General features: G+C 40.4%; 8 protein-coding genes. 2 read left to right on the top strand and 6 right to left on the bottom strand.

What is annotated here, in order from left to right; all coding sequences use genetic code 11:
• Nucleotides 1–30: 30 nt before the first annotated feature.
• The 5 genes from LV83_RS06035 to LV83_RS06055 all read right to left on the bottom strand — a co-directional run bounded on the left by LV83_RS06035 (nt 31) and on the right by LV83_RS06055 (nt 14189).
• Nucleotides 31–1275, bottom strand: a complete 1245-nt coding sequence (locus LV83_RS06035; protein ID WP_111610649.1) for an MFS transporter — start codon at nt 1273–1275, stop codon at nt 31–33.
• Nucleotides 1276–1392: 117 nt separating this feature from the next.
• Nucleotides 1393–4143 (bottom strand): hypothetical protein, encoded by a 2751-nt coding sequence (locus tag LV83_RS06040; RefSeq protein ID WP_146613694.1) that lies wholly within the window; start codon nt 4141–4143, stop codon nt 1393–1395.
• Between the two features lie 115 nt (nt 4144–4258).
• Nucleotides 4259–7726 (bottom strand): gliding motility-associated C-terminal domain-containing protein, encoded by a 3468-nt coding sequence (locus tag LV83_RS06045; RefSeq protein WP_111610651.1) that lies wholly within the window; start codon nt 7724–7726, stop codon nt 4259–4261.
• A gap of 153 nt (nt 7727–7879) precedes the next feature.
• Nucleotides 7880–8632, bottom strand: coding sequence for a peroxide stress protein YaaA (yaaA, locus tag LV83_RS06050; RefSeq protein ID WP_111610652.1), 753 nt, complete (start codon nt 8630–8632; stop codon nt 7880–7882).
• A gap of 1 nt (nt 8633) precedes the next feature.
• Nucleotides 8634–14189, bottom strand: a complete 5556-nt coding sequence (locus tag LV83_RS06055; RefSeq protein WP_111610653.1) for a T9SS type B sorting domain-containing protein — start codon at nt 14187–14189, stop codon at nt 8634–8636.
• An 82-nt stretch (nt 14190–14271) separates the two neighbouring features.
• Between LV83_RS06055 and LV83_RS06060 the strand changes: the two genes are divergently transcribed.
• Nucleotides 14272–15318 carry a PorP/SprF family type IX secretion system membrane protein gene (locus tag LV83_RS06060; protein WP_111610654.1) on the top strand — a complete coding sequence of 349 codons (1047 nt, stop codon included), beginning with the start codon at nt 14272–14274 and terminating at the stop codon, nt 15316–15318.
• A 252-nt stretch (nt 15319–15570) separates the two neighbouring features.
• On the opposite strand, the gene LV83_RS06065 is transcribed toward LV83_RS06060, so the two are convergent.
• Complete coding sequence (locus LV83_RS06065) at nt 15571–16992, bottom strand: Gfo/Idh/MocA family oxidoreductase (protein ID WP_111610655.1); 1422 nt, start codon at nt 16990–16992, stop codon at nt 15571–15573.
• A 281-nt stretch (nt 16993–17273) separates the two neighbouring features.
• Between LV83_RS06065 and LV83_RS06070 the strand changes: the two genes are divergently transcribed.
• A complete protein-coding gene (locus LV83_RS06070) occupies nt 17274–18296 on the top strand; it encodes a ThuA domain-containing protein (RefSeq protein WP_111610656.1) in 1023 nt (340 codons plus the stop codon).
• Nucleotides 18297–18394 lie beyond the last annotated feature (98 nt).

The raw sequence follows: 18394 nt of genomic DNA on the forward strand, positions 1-18394 counted from the left end.
AAGCAGCCGTTAGGCTGCTTTTTTTAATGATTAGTGAGCTGTGGCGACCGCTGGCTTTTTGCCTTTTTGCCAGAAGAATAGTATAGTAAAAGCAACTATTAAAATTATTGGGAAGGTCATCATGGTGGAAAGAGTCGCTTGACCGGCTGCTAAATCTAACTCAGTACCTGTGAGGCCAAGAGCTGTCTGTTCTGCAATATCTCCATCGATCCAACTTCCGATAAAGGGTTGGAAAATGGATGTTGAAAACATGCCAACACCACCGACAATTGACATGCCAAGAGCGCCGCTTTTAGGTATTTTAGCTGCGACAAAACCTAGCATAGTTGGCCAGAAAAACGCTACTCCTGTAGCAAAGAAAATTGCCGCTATGTAAACCATAACACCTGTTTGTGTGCTGAATAAGTATATGCCCACTGCAGAAATAACTGCTCCCGTTAGCAAAACACCTGTTTGGCCAAGTGCACTTGTAACCGGTCCTCCAAAAAATCTCAAAGCTGCCATTAAACCTGTGGTAAGTGCAAGGATTAGCATAGGTTTAGCTCCTGAGCTTTCTAGTACTAAACCAGTCCATTTTTGAGGTCCGAATTCGGTGATTGCAGTAAGAGCCATGCAAGCGAAAATAAATAGAAATAAAGGCGTAAGCATCGCTTTAAAGTTTGCAGATAAGGAGCTTGCCTGTTCTACGCTCGCCTTAGGGAATGTTTTTCCTTTGAATAGATAAACATAAACAAGAGCAGGAATTGGGATTAACCAAAATTGGCTCTGCCATGAAAAACCTAGGGAGGACATTAGTTCTGAAAGAAGAGCTCCAACGAAGATTCCACCTGGGAACCACATATGGAACCTGTTTAGCATCTTATTCATTTTGTCACCGGTATACATGTCAGCAATCATAGGATTACAAGCTGCTTCAGTACACCCACAGCCGATTCCCATCAGTAGATTGGAAGCAAGAAGAATTACATAGCTTAGGTCTGAGACAAAGTAAATAGCAAATAAAGTCAATGCTGCACCTATGAAGTGAGAAAGAAAAGCGATTTGCATTATCTTCTTAGGACCAATAGTATGGTAAATTAGGCCTCCGATTATCATTGCAATAGGAAAGCCAAAGAACCAAAGTGAATTGAGATATCCCAGTTTTTCGGCAGTGTAGCCTAAGTCATCGCCTAGTGCTTTTAATGTTCCTGCACTTATACTAAAAGAGAAAGCGGTGGTAATGAGCGCAAAGCAACTTGCATTAAACAGTGCACTTTTGTTGATGGTTTGAGTCATATAATGATAGGTTTTAGAATTTTGGGTTGTGAACGATTTTTTCTAAAGGTGGGAAAGTAGGAAAAATATTGCATTCAACTTTCCCGCTAATAAAAAAAAATCTTTTTGGTTATGTCTTTAATCTATTACCAGCAAAGAAAGAGTTTCTTTTTCTTCAAGACCGTAAAGGGGGTTTCTAAGCGCAATTACAGCTACGTAAGTACCTGGCTGGACATATTTTCCAAAGGCTTTTCCATCCCATTTGAGCACAGCGACTTCTACTGGAATATCATTAGTTTTACTGTGATGGATTAACTCACCTTGGCGGTTGAAAATGAAAAGTTCAGCCTCTGTCACCCCTTCGCTCATCAATACCCTAAAGTCTTTGTCAGGATTTCCTAGTATTACTGCATTAGGATAAACGATTTGATAGTCACAGACATCATAGGTTCTAAACTCATCCTCAAATTCACACCCATCCAGTGTAGTCACCATCAATTTATAATTCCCAACCTTACCAGGTTTAAACAATCGATTCGTTGAAACGAGTTGCTCTTCAAAATACCATTCATAGGATTGGTAATCCCCAGCATCGATCGGAGGTATGTTATTGCCTTTAGAGCAGGCAGGATAGCTTTCGTCCAGATTCGGCAGGGTCAACAGGGTGCTTTCCTCTACCAAAATAAGATTTCTTCCTATCTCACAATGAAACTTATTATAGGCAACAGCTTCATAGGTGCCTGGGGCATTTACTTCTATTTCGAAGAGATTATTGAATTCTGGGAGTTCTTGCCTTTGATCATTTAGATCATAATAAATCCACTCTGTCTCTAGAACCTCAACCTCATCAGTCGTCAACGTAACCACTGCCGTTCCAGGTTGAGGGCAAATTTTGGTAGCTTCTAGCACCATGGGTACAGAAGTAATAGGTGGAGTAACCTCAAATTCTACAGGTGCAGGCTCGCAAAATCCGCTAGCCAAGGGTTGGATAACAAGCGAGAATGTACCTGCTGTGGCTGGATAGAACTCCACACCTCTTCCTACTATTTCGTTATCTGAATTAATCCACCGAATACTGGTCTCATCTGGGAGTAAGCCTTGAAGTATTGCTTCATATTGAATAGGATCAAAGCATCCTTTTTCTATTTTGACTGGTTCAAATGTGAATTTTGAAGAAAAAGTTACTTGGAAGTCTTCTACTCTTGGACATAAAGTTGAGGAAGAATTATTCGCTTCAGCTTTCAATGAGTAAGCCCCTTCTTCGTCAAGAGGAAAGGCTTGTCCCGAACTTAATGACCTAGAGGTGCCATCTGGATAAGTCAGTGTAAACAGTAAATTTTGGCTAGTCTCCGGGATATAGTCGAAGTTGTCACAAATATAAAAATCACCAGGCGTGCTGAATTCTACCTGCGCTTGCTTGGCAATTGTAAAGGTTTCGTTTTGATAGGTGCATCCATCAATTATTTGCTCTAAAATATAATTTCCAGACGACAGGTTGATGACCAATAATCCATTTGTTGGAATTGTACCGGCGTCGATCACCCCTTTTGAATCCGAAAATAATCGGTATTCTCCTATGCCAATAGGCTGACCAAAATCAACCTCTACTTTTCCTTGAATAACTCCAGTTGTAGAGCATGTTTCGGGTTCAGTAGATACAGTAGTGGAAATTTGATTGGGAGGACTTGGAGTTACCGGAGGGTTTTTGGCTTGCAACTGTACTAAGTTGGTGAGGTTACACCCATTTTGAGTAGCAATTACTGAATAGATTTTAGGCTTAAGGTTAGTGTAAGTAAATACTTGTCCGGCGGTAACTGAAGATAAACTAATTCCAAGTTCAGGAATTTCTATTGATTCTAGATTGGACCCGGATGTGATTTGAAAGCTTCCATTTTCAGAAATACAGTCATCTGGCGAGATCAGGATTTGTGTATTAATTTTTGGAGATTCTAAAAGTTCAAATGCTATTTTTCTTTCTGAAGGGCAATCTGGATAGTTTTCATCCACCGCACTAAAAAAAACTTCATAAATACCAGGGCCATCAAGATTACTAGATTCGAGGGTGATTTGATAAGCATTACCCTGGCTAATTTTTGTGGAAGTCCCACTCTTGCGGATAAACCATTCTCCTGTCAAAGGTGTATCTGTACCAATGGTAATGCTACTTCCATCACAAATTTGGTTGCTTGATTGTGTGATTTTATAATCGATTGCAGGACCTACGAAGGTAGATCCTCTTATAGTACATGCTTGAGTTCCGTCGGCATTTGTCAAATAAAACTCAACGAAATGGTAGCCAACGCTGTAGGTCAATAATTCATTTCCCGTTCCAATTTCTACTTCATCGCCATTTTCATCCAGAGATTTCCAAATTATAGTATAATCTGATAACCTAGGTGTAGTTGGGTCTAAGGCAGTTAGCAGAACGGGTTGATCACCACAAACGAGGTAGTCTTGCTTCAACGCCAATTCAGCTCCTTTTTGGATTTTTACCTCTAAATCTTCCTGATAAAAATTGGAATTAGTGCCCCTTCTTACTTTTAATGAAACAGTGTAAGATCCGACTTCAGCAAATAAAAATTGTATGGTTTCAAACTGATCACCACCGCTTCTATTTAAGAGCTCTTGCCCCGTAGAATTTGTTATTATCCACTGATATACATCGCCAGGATCGCCTCCAGCACTGTATGTTCCGATTACCCCACCTAAGACGATACATAAATTTGAATCTCCTGTGAGTTGGGGATTTGCAATTGCAGAATAGGTAGATTCGGGTTTATTTGGGATTATTATTTCTTTCCCAAGGTTGACAAATGGAGGCGAAATAAGAATAATCCAAACCAAAATCATCCCGATCATCCTTGCGGGGAATTGGTTAATAGAGTTCAATGAAATCAAATTAGGGTGCGTGCAAAGATAGCAATACCATAACTTTAATGGACTGGTATAGTATTAAGCGAATTCAAAAAATGTTCCAATCCGATTTTTGACTCTATTTTCTGAGCTATTCTATAATGAGAATGGAGCCAAAATCCGATTTTGAAACCTGCTGCTGATAATTTTTAAAATTTATTCGCACAGCATAATTTCCATTTGGAATTGCTTTCCCATTGTAGGTACCGTCCCATATGCATGTAGATTCTTCAGAAATAAGATTGGTTTGAGTGCATTCAAAGACCACCTGTCCCCACTTGTTTAGGATAACTAAGTCGAGCTCGTCGATAAGGTAATTGGTATAAATCAAAAACTCCTTGTCTGGATTGCCAGGTTGTACAGCATTAGGATAGATTACTTTTAGCTCACATTCTTCTTCAGTGGTAAAGTCTGTCTGATATGCACAACCTTCAGCACTGTATACGATAAGTCTGTGGTTGCCTATTGACTGTGGTTTATAAACCGAATTAGTCGAGACCAGCTGATCCCCAAAGTACCATTCATAGCTAGCAAAGCTGCCCGGATTGATTGAGGGGCCAATATCGTATTTTGGACATATTTGGTAGCTTTCTTCTACTTCAGGCCTGACTGTGTCTGTACTTCTTAAAATCAAAACCTGATCAAACCCTAAAATGCATGGTACATTATTGTAAATACGAACCTCATAGGTTCCTTCTCTAATAGCTAAAATTTCTTCTTTGTTACGTTCGCTCGTCAGTTCGATTTGCTCACCAGTAGGGAAGGTGTACCACCATTCTATGGAGGTCACTAAACTGAAGTCTGCCTCTGCTCTAATATTTGCTGATGGTGAATCAGGACAAAGAGGATCCGCTAGGAGAGATACCGGAACATCTAAAATTGATGTTTCAACATTAAATTCAATAGGTGTTATTACACAAGGTAAACTTCCTTTAGGTTGCACTTCCAAGGAATATGTTGCTGAGATATTGTCTAAAGTTAAAAACTCATCCGTTCCAATTAATGCCCCATTAGAGTCATACCAGAAGATATTGGCATCCGAAGCTGTAGCACCAGTGAGTTTGGCTTGATAAGTTTTTTGCCCATTACAATCCTCACTAAATAATATTGGTTCAAATGGAATTGGCTGATTTACGATCACAGAAAACTCTTTTATTTCAGGACAATTTGGAGAACTAATTAGCGGATCAAAACCGTACAAACTATAAGTACCAGATTGATTGAGAGTAAATGCTTCGCCTGCGTTTTTGTCTACAATAGTCCCATCCGGCTGAGTTAGCGAGAATTGAAGAGTCTGTGTTGTTTCTGGGATAAGATCATAGGTTTCACAAATGGAAAGTGAATCGGGGACAGTAAAGATGACTTTTTCAGGAGTTAAATCAAGTTGAATCGTGGTTCTACCCAATTCACAATTTTTATTTAGCGATGAAATTCTGGCGAAAACAGCCGCCTCATATGTCCCTTCTTCATCTACTTCTATTTCGTATTTATCATCAAATTGATTTAGAAATTCAATGTTACCATTCTTGTCATATCTGCGCCATTCTACATTTGTGACTTCTTCCGGAAACGTAGTGGTTACATTCAGTATTGCCTTAGGACCAAATTCGCAAAGTTTGGTTGCTGTCATAATTACATCGACAGATAGAATAGGTTCTTTGGCAATAAAAGGTTTGGGTACAACTGGACATGCTTGGCTGTTTGCTGGCTGTACTTCAAGCGAATAATCACCGAAGGAAGTGGGAGGTAAGTCAAGTCTTTGGCTAGTGCCTATAATTTCATCTTTTTCATTTCTCCAGAAAAATAATACTGTGGAAGGATCCCTTGAGAAAATATCAGCTTCATAGCTTCTGTTTCCGACAGTGCAATCTTCACTCACTAGGATGATTTCGAAATCTACCGGATCTATTAAATCAACCAAAATTATTTTCTCAACAGGACATATGTCGCTCTGATTTGGCAAGGTTCCAACTATTTTGTACTCCCCTTTTTGATTCAACAGAATTTCTTCGCCTGCATTTTTTATTTCTGTGCTTAAATCGGGCCGAGTGATTGTGAAAATTAGCGCTTGTGAGGTTTCTGGTATCAAACCGAAAGACTGACATACATTTAAGGTTTGCGGGATTTGAAAGGTAGTTTGGTCTTTAGCTGGAATTATTAGCTTATTTCTACTCGGAAGGATACACTCATCCTCATCATCATATATTTCAAAAAAGTAAAATCCGCCAGGTAATTCCACACGGAATACAGAGGAATTTGGTAAAACCTTATTCATAGCCACTCCCCCCTTTTCATTTACAACTCTGTAAAATGCATTGGGATTTGCACCATTTAGCATAGTTACTTGGAAAGACCCAGGGATTTTTCCGTTTGCTGTGCATGCCTCCCCGACGATATCATCAATTGTAAACTCCAAGGCTGTAGGTGGATTTGTTAATGGAACTACGGAACCTAATGAATTAATACATGATCCTAAGCCTCCAATTAGATTGTACGTTCCAGATTTTAGATTTGGAATTTCTATTAAATCCCCGGCTTTAAATGGACCGTAAGAAATTGATGTGCCTTCAATATTAATATAATCTAAATCAGTCAAAGCTTTCATAACTAATTTACCATCTGCTTGAAGACAGTCACTTGAAGTTTCAGCAGATTCAAATACAAAAATAGGTTCAGGGTTGTAGCTGAAATTTATTTTGCCCTCTGATGAACAAGCTGGGTTGAGAGAATTTGACAATACAAAAGAGACTTCATAATCACCAAATTCAATTAAATCTGATCCTGGCCGAATTGTTAATGAGTTTCTAATCCCAAATGATTTTTTTGAAATATCCCCAATTTTTTGAACAAACCATTCGCCTGATAGCTGTGGTTTAGTATTAAAAGAGATTTCTCCGTCTATACAAACTCCAACATCTGAACTTTCAATAACTATTGTTGAAATATTGGAGATATTGGTTGTCAATAAATAGTCGCAGGATTTCTCTCCAGACGGACTTTCAATAAAATACCTAACTGAAAATTCACCTTCATCAGTTGTCACCAGAGTATTTGAGGTGGAAACAATTGAACCTGTACTATTTTTCCATTCAAATTTATAAGATGAAAAATTGCTGCTTAAAGGATCTATTGCTTGAATCTCTAATGGGGTTGAAGCACATGAAATGTATTCAGCTGCGAGAATTTGTATAGGCTTCTGAATGACCTGGACATCTTTTGTGAATTTTGCTATCGGGATGCCGCCACGTCTAACTTCTAATTCTACTTTATGAACTCCGTTTGTAATAAAAGTATAATCGATATTTTGAAAAGCTCCCGAATTCTTTGAAAACAAAAGGTTGCCTGATGGACCATAAATTTTCCATCCATACAGATCAGTCACTGGATCTCCAGCACCACTAAAACTACCAATGACTGTTCCTGAAATATTACACAAAATACCCGGTCCAATTAGTTCAGGATCAGCGACGCTGGTAATTCCAGCGAGTTCCTCATTGGGTTTATTTTCAAGGATATAAGAAAAGGATAAACCGATGCTAGCTACTGCCAAAAGCAGCATTAAAGTGAATAGCTTAAACGTTTTATTGCCTATGAACTTCAACTGAAAATATAAAAACGGTGAGAATCAGACCTCTAAGCTACCATTTAAATAAGGTCAAAAAAAATCCAGCGATTAAAAATGAGCGCTGGATTTTTAAGACCGACTGCCTTATTACCTTACATATATCCAATTGTTCTCGCTACTCAATTTCTCAGAAAACTCATAGCCACTTTCATTAAAAGTCTTCAGCTGCTCAGGATCAGAGATTCTATTTTTAATTGCAAAATTACTCATCATACCTCGAGCTTGTTTTGCAAAAAAACCTACGATTTTGTAACTGTCATCTTTGTATTCTTTGAAATCAATGTTAATCACTGGGCTTTTTAAGGATTTCAAATGAACCGCTTTGAAGTATTCCTGGGAAGCGAGATTTATTATAGTTTTCCCATTTGCTGCATTATTGATGGCTTTTGAGATTTTTTTATCCCAAAACTCATAAAGGTTCTTTCCTTTTTTATTCTCCAATTTAATCCCCATTTCCAACCGATATGGTTGAATTAGATCCAATGGTTTCAATAAGCCATATAGGCCAGAAAGTATTCTCAAATGCTCTTGAGCAAAATCAAAATCCTCCTTAGAATACTCGTCTACATCTATTTTTGTGTAGACATCACCTTTGAAAGCCAGTAATGCCTGCTTGGAATTTTCCTCATTAAAGTCCTTCTGAAACGTCTTAAATCGTTCATTATTCAGCTCTGCCAAATTATCAGAGATATGCATAAGTTCTCCAATTTCTTTGGCCGACTTCTTTTTCATGATTCTTACTAAGGTATGAGTGTCAGTTTGGAAATCAGGTTGTGTAGACTCTGTGAAACTCGGGGTGCTATAGTCCAGCGTCTTTGCTGGTGAAATAAGGATAAGCATACTATTGAATTACTGTAATCGCCTTGGTTACTTTTTGTGTGATATTTTGGTCTGTACTGGTAAACTTCACAACTACCGCATATGTTCCGTTTGGCACAAATTCTCCTCTAACTTGTCCGTCCCAAGGGCAGAAAGGTTGGCTTGGCTCAATGTTTTCATGCTCGCAATAAAAGATCAATTCACCCCAACGATTATAAATATAGACTTCCACATCATCAATGTATTCATTTGCATAAAGGATAAAGTTTCTATTTGGGTCATTGAGGACTACGCCATTTGGAAAGACAATTTTCAAAGAACAATCTTCCACTACATCAATGGTGGCCACATAGGCACAGCCTAAATTGTCAGAAACGGTAAGTTCATAGATCCCGCCCTCAGTTGGGGTGAAAGTAGGTGCCTGAGAGACTTCAACTCCGTTTAATTTCCAAGAGTAGTTATCGTATGTACCAGGATCAATAGTCTGAGTCACTCCTTCAATAGCACAAATGGTTAATCCAACCGGAACTACTGGTGGAATGATAGTCGATTTTGAAACTACTCCATTGGCACGGCCAAGTTCACAGCCTACGCTACTTCTAAGTAAAGCCTCATAGGTACCTTCCTGTGAAACTTCAATAATTGGTAACCCATCAAATGCAGTGATCCGAGTACGGGTACCATTCAGTACGGAGTACCATTCGATATCTGCCACGTTAGTCATATCCGCATCTACCGTTATAGTTGTGCTGGTTTGGTCCACACAGAAAGGAACAATATCAAGACTGACATCTACTCGCTGGGAAATAACTTCTGCAGTGAAAGCTTTTTTGTCTACTGGGCATAACCCACCTGCTACTGGCTGAACTTCCAAGGTGTAATCACCAGATCTGCTAGGAACAAAAATCTGTCTTCTTCCTACGATCACACCTAATGCATCTTTCCAAAGGAAAATTACATCTGCCGGATCAGCATTGTTCAAGATCGCCTCATATTGAATACCTACCTGGCAGTCCACTATTGGAGGTGAAATCTCAAAATCTATTGGCTGTGTAATGTTAGTTACAATCGTTTCTTCTCTTGGACAATTTATGCCAGTTGGATCTTCGCCTCTAACCGTATAGGTGTCGGAAAGGGTGATTGTAAACTCTCCATTTGCGTCTGGAGTGATTACGGTTCCACCTGAATTTGTCACTGTATAGTTCAAGGCATCAGGCGAAGTAGGAGTGAATGTGAAGCTTTCGCAGGCCATTAAGTCAGAAGGAACTGAAAATACTACTTCAAATTTCTGAGCTATATTATAAATCGTTGGGTCAGGGATAGCGCAACCTGTTGGATCCTGAATCTCTACTGCATAATCTCCATAAGGAACCAAAATATCAAACTGACTGGTAGTAGTAAATGTCCCTTGGAAAGTCTGCCCGTCACCTTGCCGAGTTACCGTATAAGAGCCAGATTGAGGAGAATTGGTGAAGTTAATAGTCAACATGCCGTTTTGAACGCCAGATGGGCCACAAACTTCCTCAGTAGGCGTGACGGTATATTCAAATCCTACCGGAGGATTACTGTTCTCTACAGTGACACTTCCGGTATAGGTACAGCCAAAACTATTTTCGGCTTCAATGGTATAAACTCCAGGCAGAACACCTGTTACCTGAACAGAACTTCCAGCGGTTACATTGGAGAAAGTGTCCCCAGTCTCTAGCACAGTCAAAGTGGAAGCTTCTGATTGCATTGTGATCTCAAATGATCCATCAGGAGTATTACAATCTGTGGCAGGAGTAGTTTGAACTGCCGTGAAAATAGGCAACTCATTTACCAGTAAATCTAATTTTTTCTCAACGACGCAACCTTCCAAAATCGGATCCTGAGTCACGAAAATAATTTCATACTGGCCAGGACCAGGAAGTGAATTGATAAACAATTCTAGCTCGAAAAACTCTCCTAATGCGACTCTGTTTGGATCGCCATTCAGCTCGTAAAACCATTCTCCTGTGATCGGGGTGTTTGGCGCAAATGTTACTGAAGTCTCTTCATAACAAACTTCTGTAGCTGTCTGAGTTAGGTCAAATTCGAATGCCGGGCCTACAAAAATTTCAGCAGTAGAAGGACAGGTTTCATAGAGTAGGGCTTCATCTTCAGAAAGGCCATCAGGCAATCTATAGCTAACACTTACTGTGTAGATACTTTCTTCATCAACTGTTATTGTGTTAGAGTCCACGTCTCCAAAAACTTGTCCAGCAGCATTAGTCCACTCGAAATCATACAAGCCTTCGGCAGGATCATACCCGTCTATTGCAGTCAGAGTGACAGGGTTACCTGCACAAAGTGTAGCGTCATCTGCTAAAGTCAATTCTGGTGGAGCTTCAACCAATATTTCTGTGGTCGCTCTGAAATACTCAGGATCACCACATCTATCCACTCTAAGTTCTACGGTATAAGTACCTGGATTATTAAATATCTGATCCAAATTCTGGAATTCATCTCCCGGTCCGCCGTAATTGCTGCGGATAATTGTGCCATCATCCTGATTGGTAATAGTCCAAAAATAGCTATCAATATCTGGTTCTCCACCACCTTCTAATAGTGCTCCAGCCCCTAACTCAGGATCAAGACAAAGTCTGGCAGGTGCAGCTAGACTTGGTTCGGGAATTGAACTTCCTGAGTTTTGGACAAAGGATGGTAATCCAAGATTTGAGGTGCCTGGCATGGCCTCTACACCATTTTGAGTAAAGGTACTTTGCGAATTACAACCTGATCCTACATTGATTTGACCAATCCTATTATCGCCTACTACAGCAACATAGATCTGGCCATTTGGTCCAATTTGCAATGCACCAAGATCAAGTCCCCCTGTATCGCTAATTTGATTTTTAGTGCTGATAATACAAGCTTCTATTTGCGCTCTTGTACTTGCTCCATTGAAGCAGGTTGGGCAAACAGCTGCATCCGGATCGTCGTCATTTTCATTTGCCTTAATTATGAATTCTTCAATTCCTGGACCGCCATTTCTATAGGAGACTAAGATTCGCTCCCCATCCTCGGAGAACTCCATTCCATACACATCTCCATCGCAGCCAAGATCAATTCTTGCGTATTCGGTCATTTCTCCAGTATCACTATCGAAATCAAAAATTTCTAGTTTATTACATCCGCCTTCAGAAATGGTCACAGCAATTTGATCGCCATCAGAATTAAATTTCATAGTGCCAACGCCTGAATTGAACCCGTGATCAGATCCTACAGAACTTAGAACAGGTTGGCCTATGCCTTGTGCAGATACCGGGTACGCGCGGAATGTATTGTTTCCGAGTTCGTGAAATACAACCCAAGTAGTATCTCCCGCATCCAAAGCTGCAGTATGCTCTGAGGATGGACTGAAAAGGAAATTATCTTTGGTGACGACATTTCCAACACCCGTTGGATTTTCTGATTTGATATCTACCAAAGAGTATTTCGCCTCGTTGGTCCCATTTGCCGAAAGTTGTGTTGTGAACAAGTAGAAAAGCGTTTCTTCTCCTGGAACAGGCACAGCGATTACTCCTTGGCTGCTGGAATTATCTCCGCCAATGTCCTCGCCATTTTCCATTAAATCTCCATTGAGATCCCAAACTGATTGGCCATCTGTGTAGAATAGCACTTGGCCTGCCTGATCGGATATAGTAGTAGTTCCAGCAGGTATGTTTTGAGGATGCCTCGATGCTATTGGTCTCGGAGTCGGCGCATCAGGATCGTCTGGATCAGGGTTGAAATCAAGTCCTGCTCCATCACCAAAGTACCAGATATTATTTGTCTGATCTTGGACATCCCACATCTTGACACGAATCTCAGCATAAGCGTAGCAGGAAGATCCTGGTTCACGTACCAAAACCCAATACAGACCTGGAGAACAAACTTCATTGGCTTCTTCTCCTATCCATCCCTGATCACGCTTATTGGACCAGAAGTATTCATAATTCTCCCCACCACCTTGTCCACTACCAACTCCACCTCCGCCACCAGCGCCACCATCTTCCTCACCTGCCTGAGCAGATAGTAAAGGGCTGAGATCTATGCAAGTTTCACATAAAGTGGTGTCCTGTGGAGAAAAATTAGCCTGAAGGTTATTTTCAGTTAAGGTAATGGTGTGGTTTGCAGATAGTGTGGTACCATCGGCAAAGGTTACATCCAGCGTCACGTTTAGATTTTGTCCTGAAGCTGCATCTGCAGGAATCAAAAAATGCTCTTGTGCATAGTCAGCTGGCAAAGCATTTCCTGTGGAGTCTGTAAGTGGAGGATCAAAATTCCATGCAAAACTTACCGGTCTATAGTTTTCAGGAGTGAGTACTGATGTTAGTTGAATTGGATTATTCGCACAAGGCATTTCTGGATCCCATGTAAAATCTACAGTAGGAGTAATATCTGCATTTGGAGCAAAAGTTGGGAATACTGTCCCGCAGAAATCTACTCCAGCAAAAGGGTCTTCCTCTACTTCTACTAGGGTCAAATCAGTTTCGTTTGGATTCGTTACTTTCCCTATCATTTGCGGGCCACCATCTACCTCTTCATAGATGTAATAAATATTTCCGTCTGGTCCCGCTTTGATATCATATACTGCGAAAATCCCAGTAGGAGGCGTTCCTGGTCCAACAATTGGCATTACTTCTGGTGTACCAGAAAGGTCTGAAACAGGAACTCTAAAAAGCGAATCTCCAGCTGAATAATAAATGTAATTGCCATCAGGAGAGAATTCCGCTCCACCATAATCACCATTTCCAGAAGATTGAGAAATAGGAGTTGATGAACCAAAAGTCCCACTACTAGTATTAAAGTCCAATACCAAAATAGGGTCAGTACTGGATTCAGGTATGATGATTAACTGGCTTGTCTCCTCATTAAAAACGATCTGTTTTGGAGTGGAAGAAATAGCCTGATTGTCTGTAACAGTGAAACTTCCCTCACCAGAATCAATACTTCTAGAAATTAGATTTCCGTTGTCAAAGCTGATCAGGTAGGATGGTGAAGCTGGCGTTTTCACAACTAAAATAGCTCCAGATCCATTGCCTATTACATTGTCGCTTGAGGTGATTTCACCCAATGGTCTTTCATTTCCAGTTGCTTGGCCTGGAGCATTCATATCCACTACTGCATATTGAAGCTCTCCTCCCAGCGAGAGATAGAAAATATAAAAAAGCTTGTTTCCTTCTGGATCATATTCTAAGAAGCCAGTTGCTACTTGCTGTACCCCGTCAATATTTCCATTCAGGCCTGAGCCAACTCCTTGGATAGGATTTTGACTAAAGTCGTAAACTAATTCCCCATTGGTAAGAAAAAGAGGTTGTCCAGTGATAGGGTCAATCGCTAGAGCAGAATTGTTTTTTGTAAAGACAACTGATCCCGGAATAGACTGTACGTTAGGCGAGTTTCCTTTTCCAAAGGATAAATAATTATTTTCTGTAGCTCCGCCACAATACCCAAAAATCCACTCATTGTCATTAAATCCCTGCGAATACACCGCGGTATTAAATACAAAAGTTGTAAATAGGAGGGTAATCGTAAAAATGTAGGGTAACCTTATGGAATTAGGGCTGCTTTTCATAATTTTCGAACTGCTTCTAAAACAACATACGTTCTGTAACGTTGAAGAAGCCTACTGAATATTCAAATTAACGAACAAATACTTGTTACGGTCTCTGGTTTACGTTGTTTTTCTTTGTGTGGTTGGACTATTTGTTGGGAGCAATGCTTATGCACAGGATCCGCAATATAGCCAATATTACGCGGCACCTCTTTACTTAAATCCAGCATTTGCTGGATCTGAGTTGACTGGACGTATTGGATTCAATTATAGAAACCAATGGCCAAGTATTGATGCTCAGTTCACCACATTTTCTGCATACTACGATACCTACCTGAATGATTACAACTCAGGGATAGGTATAATGGTTATGCAAGATACAGAGGGAGCGTCCAAACTACGTTCTACCACCATTTCAGCTATTTATTCTTACGAATTGAAGCTTGGGGAAAAAACTTTTTTCCGACCAGGTTTTCAAGCTAGCTATATCCGAAGAGAAATTGGGTTTTATGAAAATCTCATTTTTGCCAATCAAATCAATCCAAACGACCCGTTTGGTCCTATTTTTCCGGGATCAGATATTGCTGGCCTAGGTGATCCGGTTAATATGCTTTCACTTAGTTTTGGTGGATTGTTTTTTACGGAAGATTTTTGGGTTGGTGGATCTGCCCATCATGTGAACCAGCCGAATCAATCTTTTATTGACGGCGACAGTCCTTTGCCTGTAAAGTTCTCAGCACATGCAGGCTATAGAATTAATCTGGGAGAAGGTTCTATGCGAGGTGATTTCACCCATATCAGAAAACAACGCTATTTGACTCCAACCATCAATTACAAGAAGCAAGGGCCATTTGAGCAGCTGGATGTCGGAGCTTATTTTTATGTAGAGCCTATAGTGTTTGGACTTTGGTATAGAGGTTTGCCTTACAAAAAAGTAGAAGAGCAAAGTAATCGAGATGCGATCGTGATGATGGTAGGATTGAACTTACTCTCAGGTCTGAATGTAGGCTATAGCTTCGATTACACCGTTTCTCAGCTAGGCATTCAATCTGGCGGAGCACACGAGTTGAGCTTATCTTGGACCTTACCAAATAGTAATCAAGGCCAACCACGAAGAAGAGATACGCTTCTACCTTGCCCTAAATTCTAAGATAAACTCTCGTACTGAAGCAAAAATTTTTCTTGCAGCGGCGCAACTGCGCGGCGTTTTAAGCAATAATTGAGGTTTTTTGAACCTCAAATGTTTTACCTTGAAAATTTCTGCCCAAAGATTTCCCGATACTATAAAGCATAAATCTCGTCGGCCGCGAGATATTTTCGCCACGCCGCTGCGTCGACGCGAGAAAACTAAAAAAACTGAAACGATCTCTCGTTCCAGCTTCTAGCGTTAAACTTCTATTAGTTACAGTGTATAGAACTCTTCCCAACCTTTTCTTGGGGCTTCACCAGTTAGTAGCTGATTTGCAAGTGGGTTGTTCGTGATGCGTTGAGTTTCTCTATCAAACTTCAAGGTGGTATTTAATTGCTGTGCCAATACCCCTAAGCAGAATACTTGACTAAGTGGACCTGCTATTTCAAATCTAGAACGAGTTTCCTCCTCTCCTTTACAAGCTTTCAGGAAGTTAGCAAAGTGGTTTGATGGACTTTCAGGTACTTCAGGTAGTTTGCTTGCCATGTCTTTGGCTTTTTCTTCTCCGATTATCGAGAGTGTACTTCCATGTGATCCACCTTTGAAAGTAAGATCTTTACCATAAATAATTTTCCCTGGATTCAACTTTGCAGGCTGAATTTGACCTGTACTTGCAGCTGGAATATCAGCATTCAATTCTGAAGTTCCATAGTCAGCAGGTACTGGTGGCACATTATCCACCCCATCATACCAGGTCATGGTCAAAGGCGGCATATCACCTCGCTCAGGGAATTTGAATGCTAAAGTTGATGACATTGGGAAGAAGAAAGGATTGTGACCTCGGAGCATCACTGGGTCTACTTCATAAGGCAATCCTAATTCAAGAAATTCATGTGCAGTATCCATAGTATGTGCGCCCCAATCTCCTAGCGCGCCCATACCGAAGTCGTACCAACATCTCCATTGGCCATTGATAAAATCTTTATTGTAGTCGTGTTCGGACCGAGCCATCAGCCAAGTATCCCAATCGAGCGTGGATGGCATTGCTTCAGCTTTTGGAAAGCTTTGCATATTTACATCCCAACCATGCCATCTTCTAGGGCTGTTCATATGAGCCGTCACTGCGGTCACATCCTTGATAATACCAGCTTCTTTCCAAGCTTTGAATTGGAAGTAATTGCCTTCTGAATGCCCTTGGTTACCCATTTGAGTCACTACCTTATGTCTTTTGGCACAGTCCATCATAAGAGTTACCTCATTGAATGTACGGGCCATTGGCTTTTCGGTATAGACATGCTTCCCTTCAGACATAGCGAGCATGGTGATTGGGAAGTGAGAGAAATCTGGAGTTCCCACAGTAATTGCTTCAAACCCATTTCCAAACTCATCAAACATTCTTCTGAAATCTTTGAATCGCTTAGCATTTGGGAATTTCTCCATCATCGCAGTAGTATGGGGCGCGCCCATATCTACATCACAAAGGGCTACGATATTGCAGAGCCCAGTTTCATAAAGTGCATTCATAATCTGAGCACCACGGTTACCTATCCCACAGCAAGCAAGGTTAACCTTATCGCTCGGAGCTATATGTCCCATAGATTTGCCTAGTACTGAGGATGGAACTATAGAGATCCCACTAAATCCTAGTGCGGCTAGTGAGCCAGTCTTGAGAAAATTTCTTCTGTCCGTTTTCATGAGTTTATTGTTGTTTTTATATCACCCGCTGAGATCTCGCATGCTTAAATATCATTCCGGGGTTTGTCCGAGACGATCTGCTTGATTTCATGTTTTTAGGGTATTTGAGTATTGTAAATTGATTTTCGAATGAGAAAGTAGGTATTTTTTATTGCTAGTCTTTCCATATCTATGTTGAAAGGCTAAAGAATTAACGGAATCGATACCGAAATAGAAATTTGGAAACAGGACGAAAACACTTGAAAGTTTTACTATTTTCCCAATTCATTCCCTTAAATACTATGAAAATCTCACCTCCCAAAAAATCTGCATTTTTATTGATTTTAATTGCTGTCTTATCAATTTCCTGTGTTTCAGCTCAAAACGGTCAAACCTTTTTACAATTCAATGGTAAAAGTGGGCCTGGCCAAGGTAAGAATGTAGTCCTTATATCAGGAGATGATGAGTACAGGTCCGAGGAGTCCATGCCGATGATGGCAAAAATTCTTTCAGAGCACTATGGTTTCAACACTACTGTTTTATTCCCTATCGAGCCTGAAACCGGTAATGTTGTCCCTAGCTATCAAAATAACATTCCTGGCTTGGAGCATTTAAAGCAGGCTGACCTCGTGATTATGCTTATTCGTTTTCGAGACCTTCCAATGGATCAAATGAAACACTTGGAAGACTATTTCAAATCAGGAAAACCTTTTATCGCACTCAGAACTTCTACTCATCCTTTTGCTATAAAAGATCAAAACTCTCCTTTTGCTAAATGGACATGGAACAGCAAAGTGCCTGGCTGGGAAGGTGGCTTTGGTCAGCAAATTGTTGGTGAAACCTGGGTAGCACACCATGGTATCCACAAATCTGAGGGAACAAGAGCTTTGATTGATGGAGTTGACCGTGATGCTGATCACCCGATTTTACGAGGTGTGGATGATATTTGGGCGCCTACTGATGTGTATTCGATTAAGAATTTGCCATCGACTGCGAATGTGCTTCTATATGGTCAATCTACGGCTGGAATGACTCCAGAGTCTCCTTTGATGTGGGATAAGTCAATCATGCCTATCGCTTGGACAAAGGAGTATTCGCTTGACGGTGGGAAAACAGGTAAGGTTTTAGGAAGTACACTTGGTTCTTCAATTGATTTTGAAGTAGAAGATATGAGACGTTTGATCGTCAATGCCACTTTTTGGCTATTGGATATGCCAGAGGTGATTACTCCTGAACTTCCTATGGAAATTGTAGGTAGCTACGAGCCGACCATGTTTGGCTTTGATAGCTTTAAGAAGGGGATGAGGGTTAGTGATTTTAGGTAACCACTTCATCATTCAACATTAGGTATTCTTCATTCATGATTTAATGTCGAATGATGAATGATGAAGTTCGAGAAGAATGGATGAATAAGATAAATTAG

The sequence above is a fragment of the Algoriphagus yeomjeoni genome, assembly GCF_003259505.1.
GTDB classification, from domain to species: domain Bacteria; phylum Bacteroidota; class Bacteroidia; order Cytophagales; family Cyclobacteriaceae; genus Algoriphagus; species Algoriphagus yeomjeoni.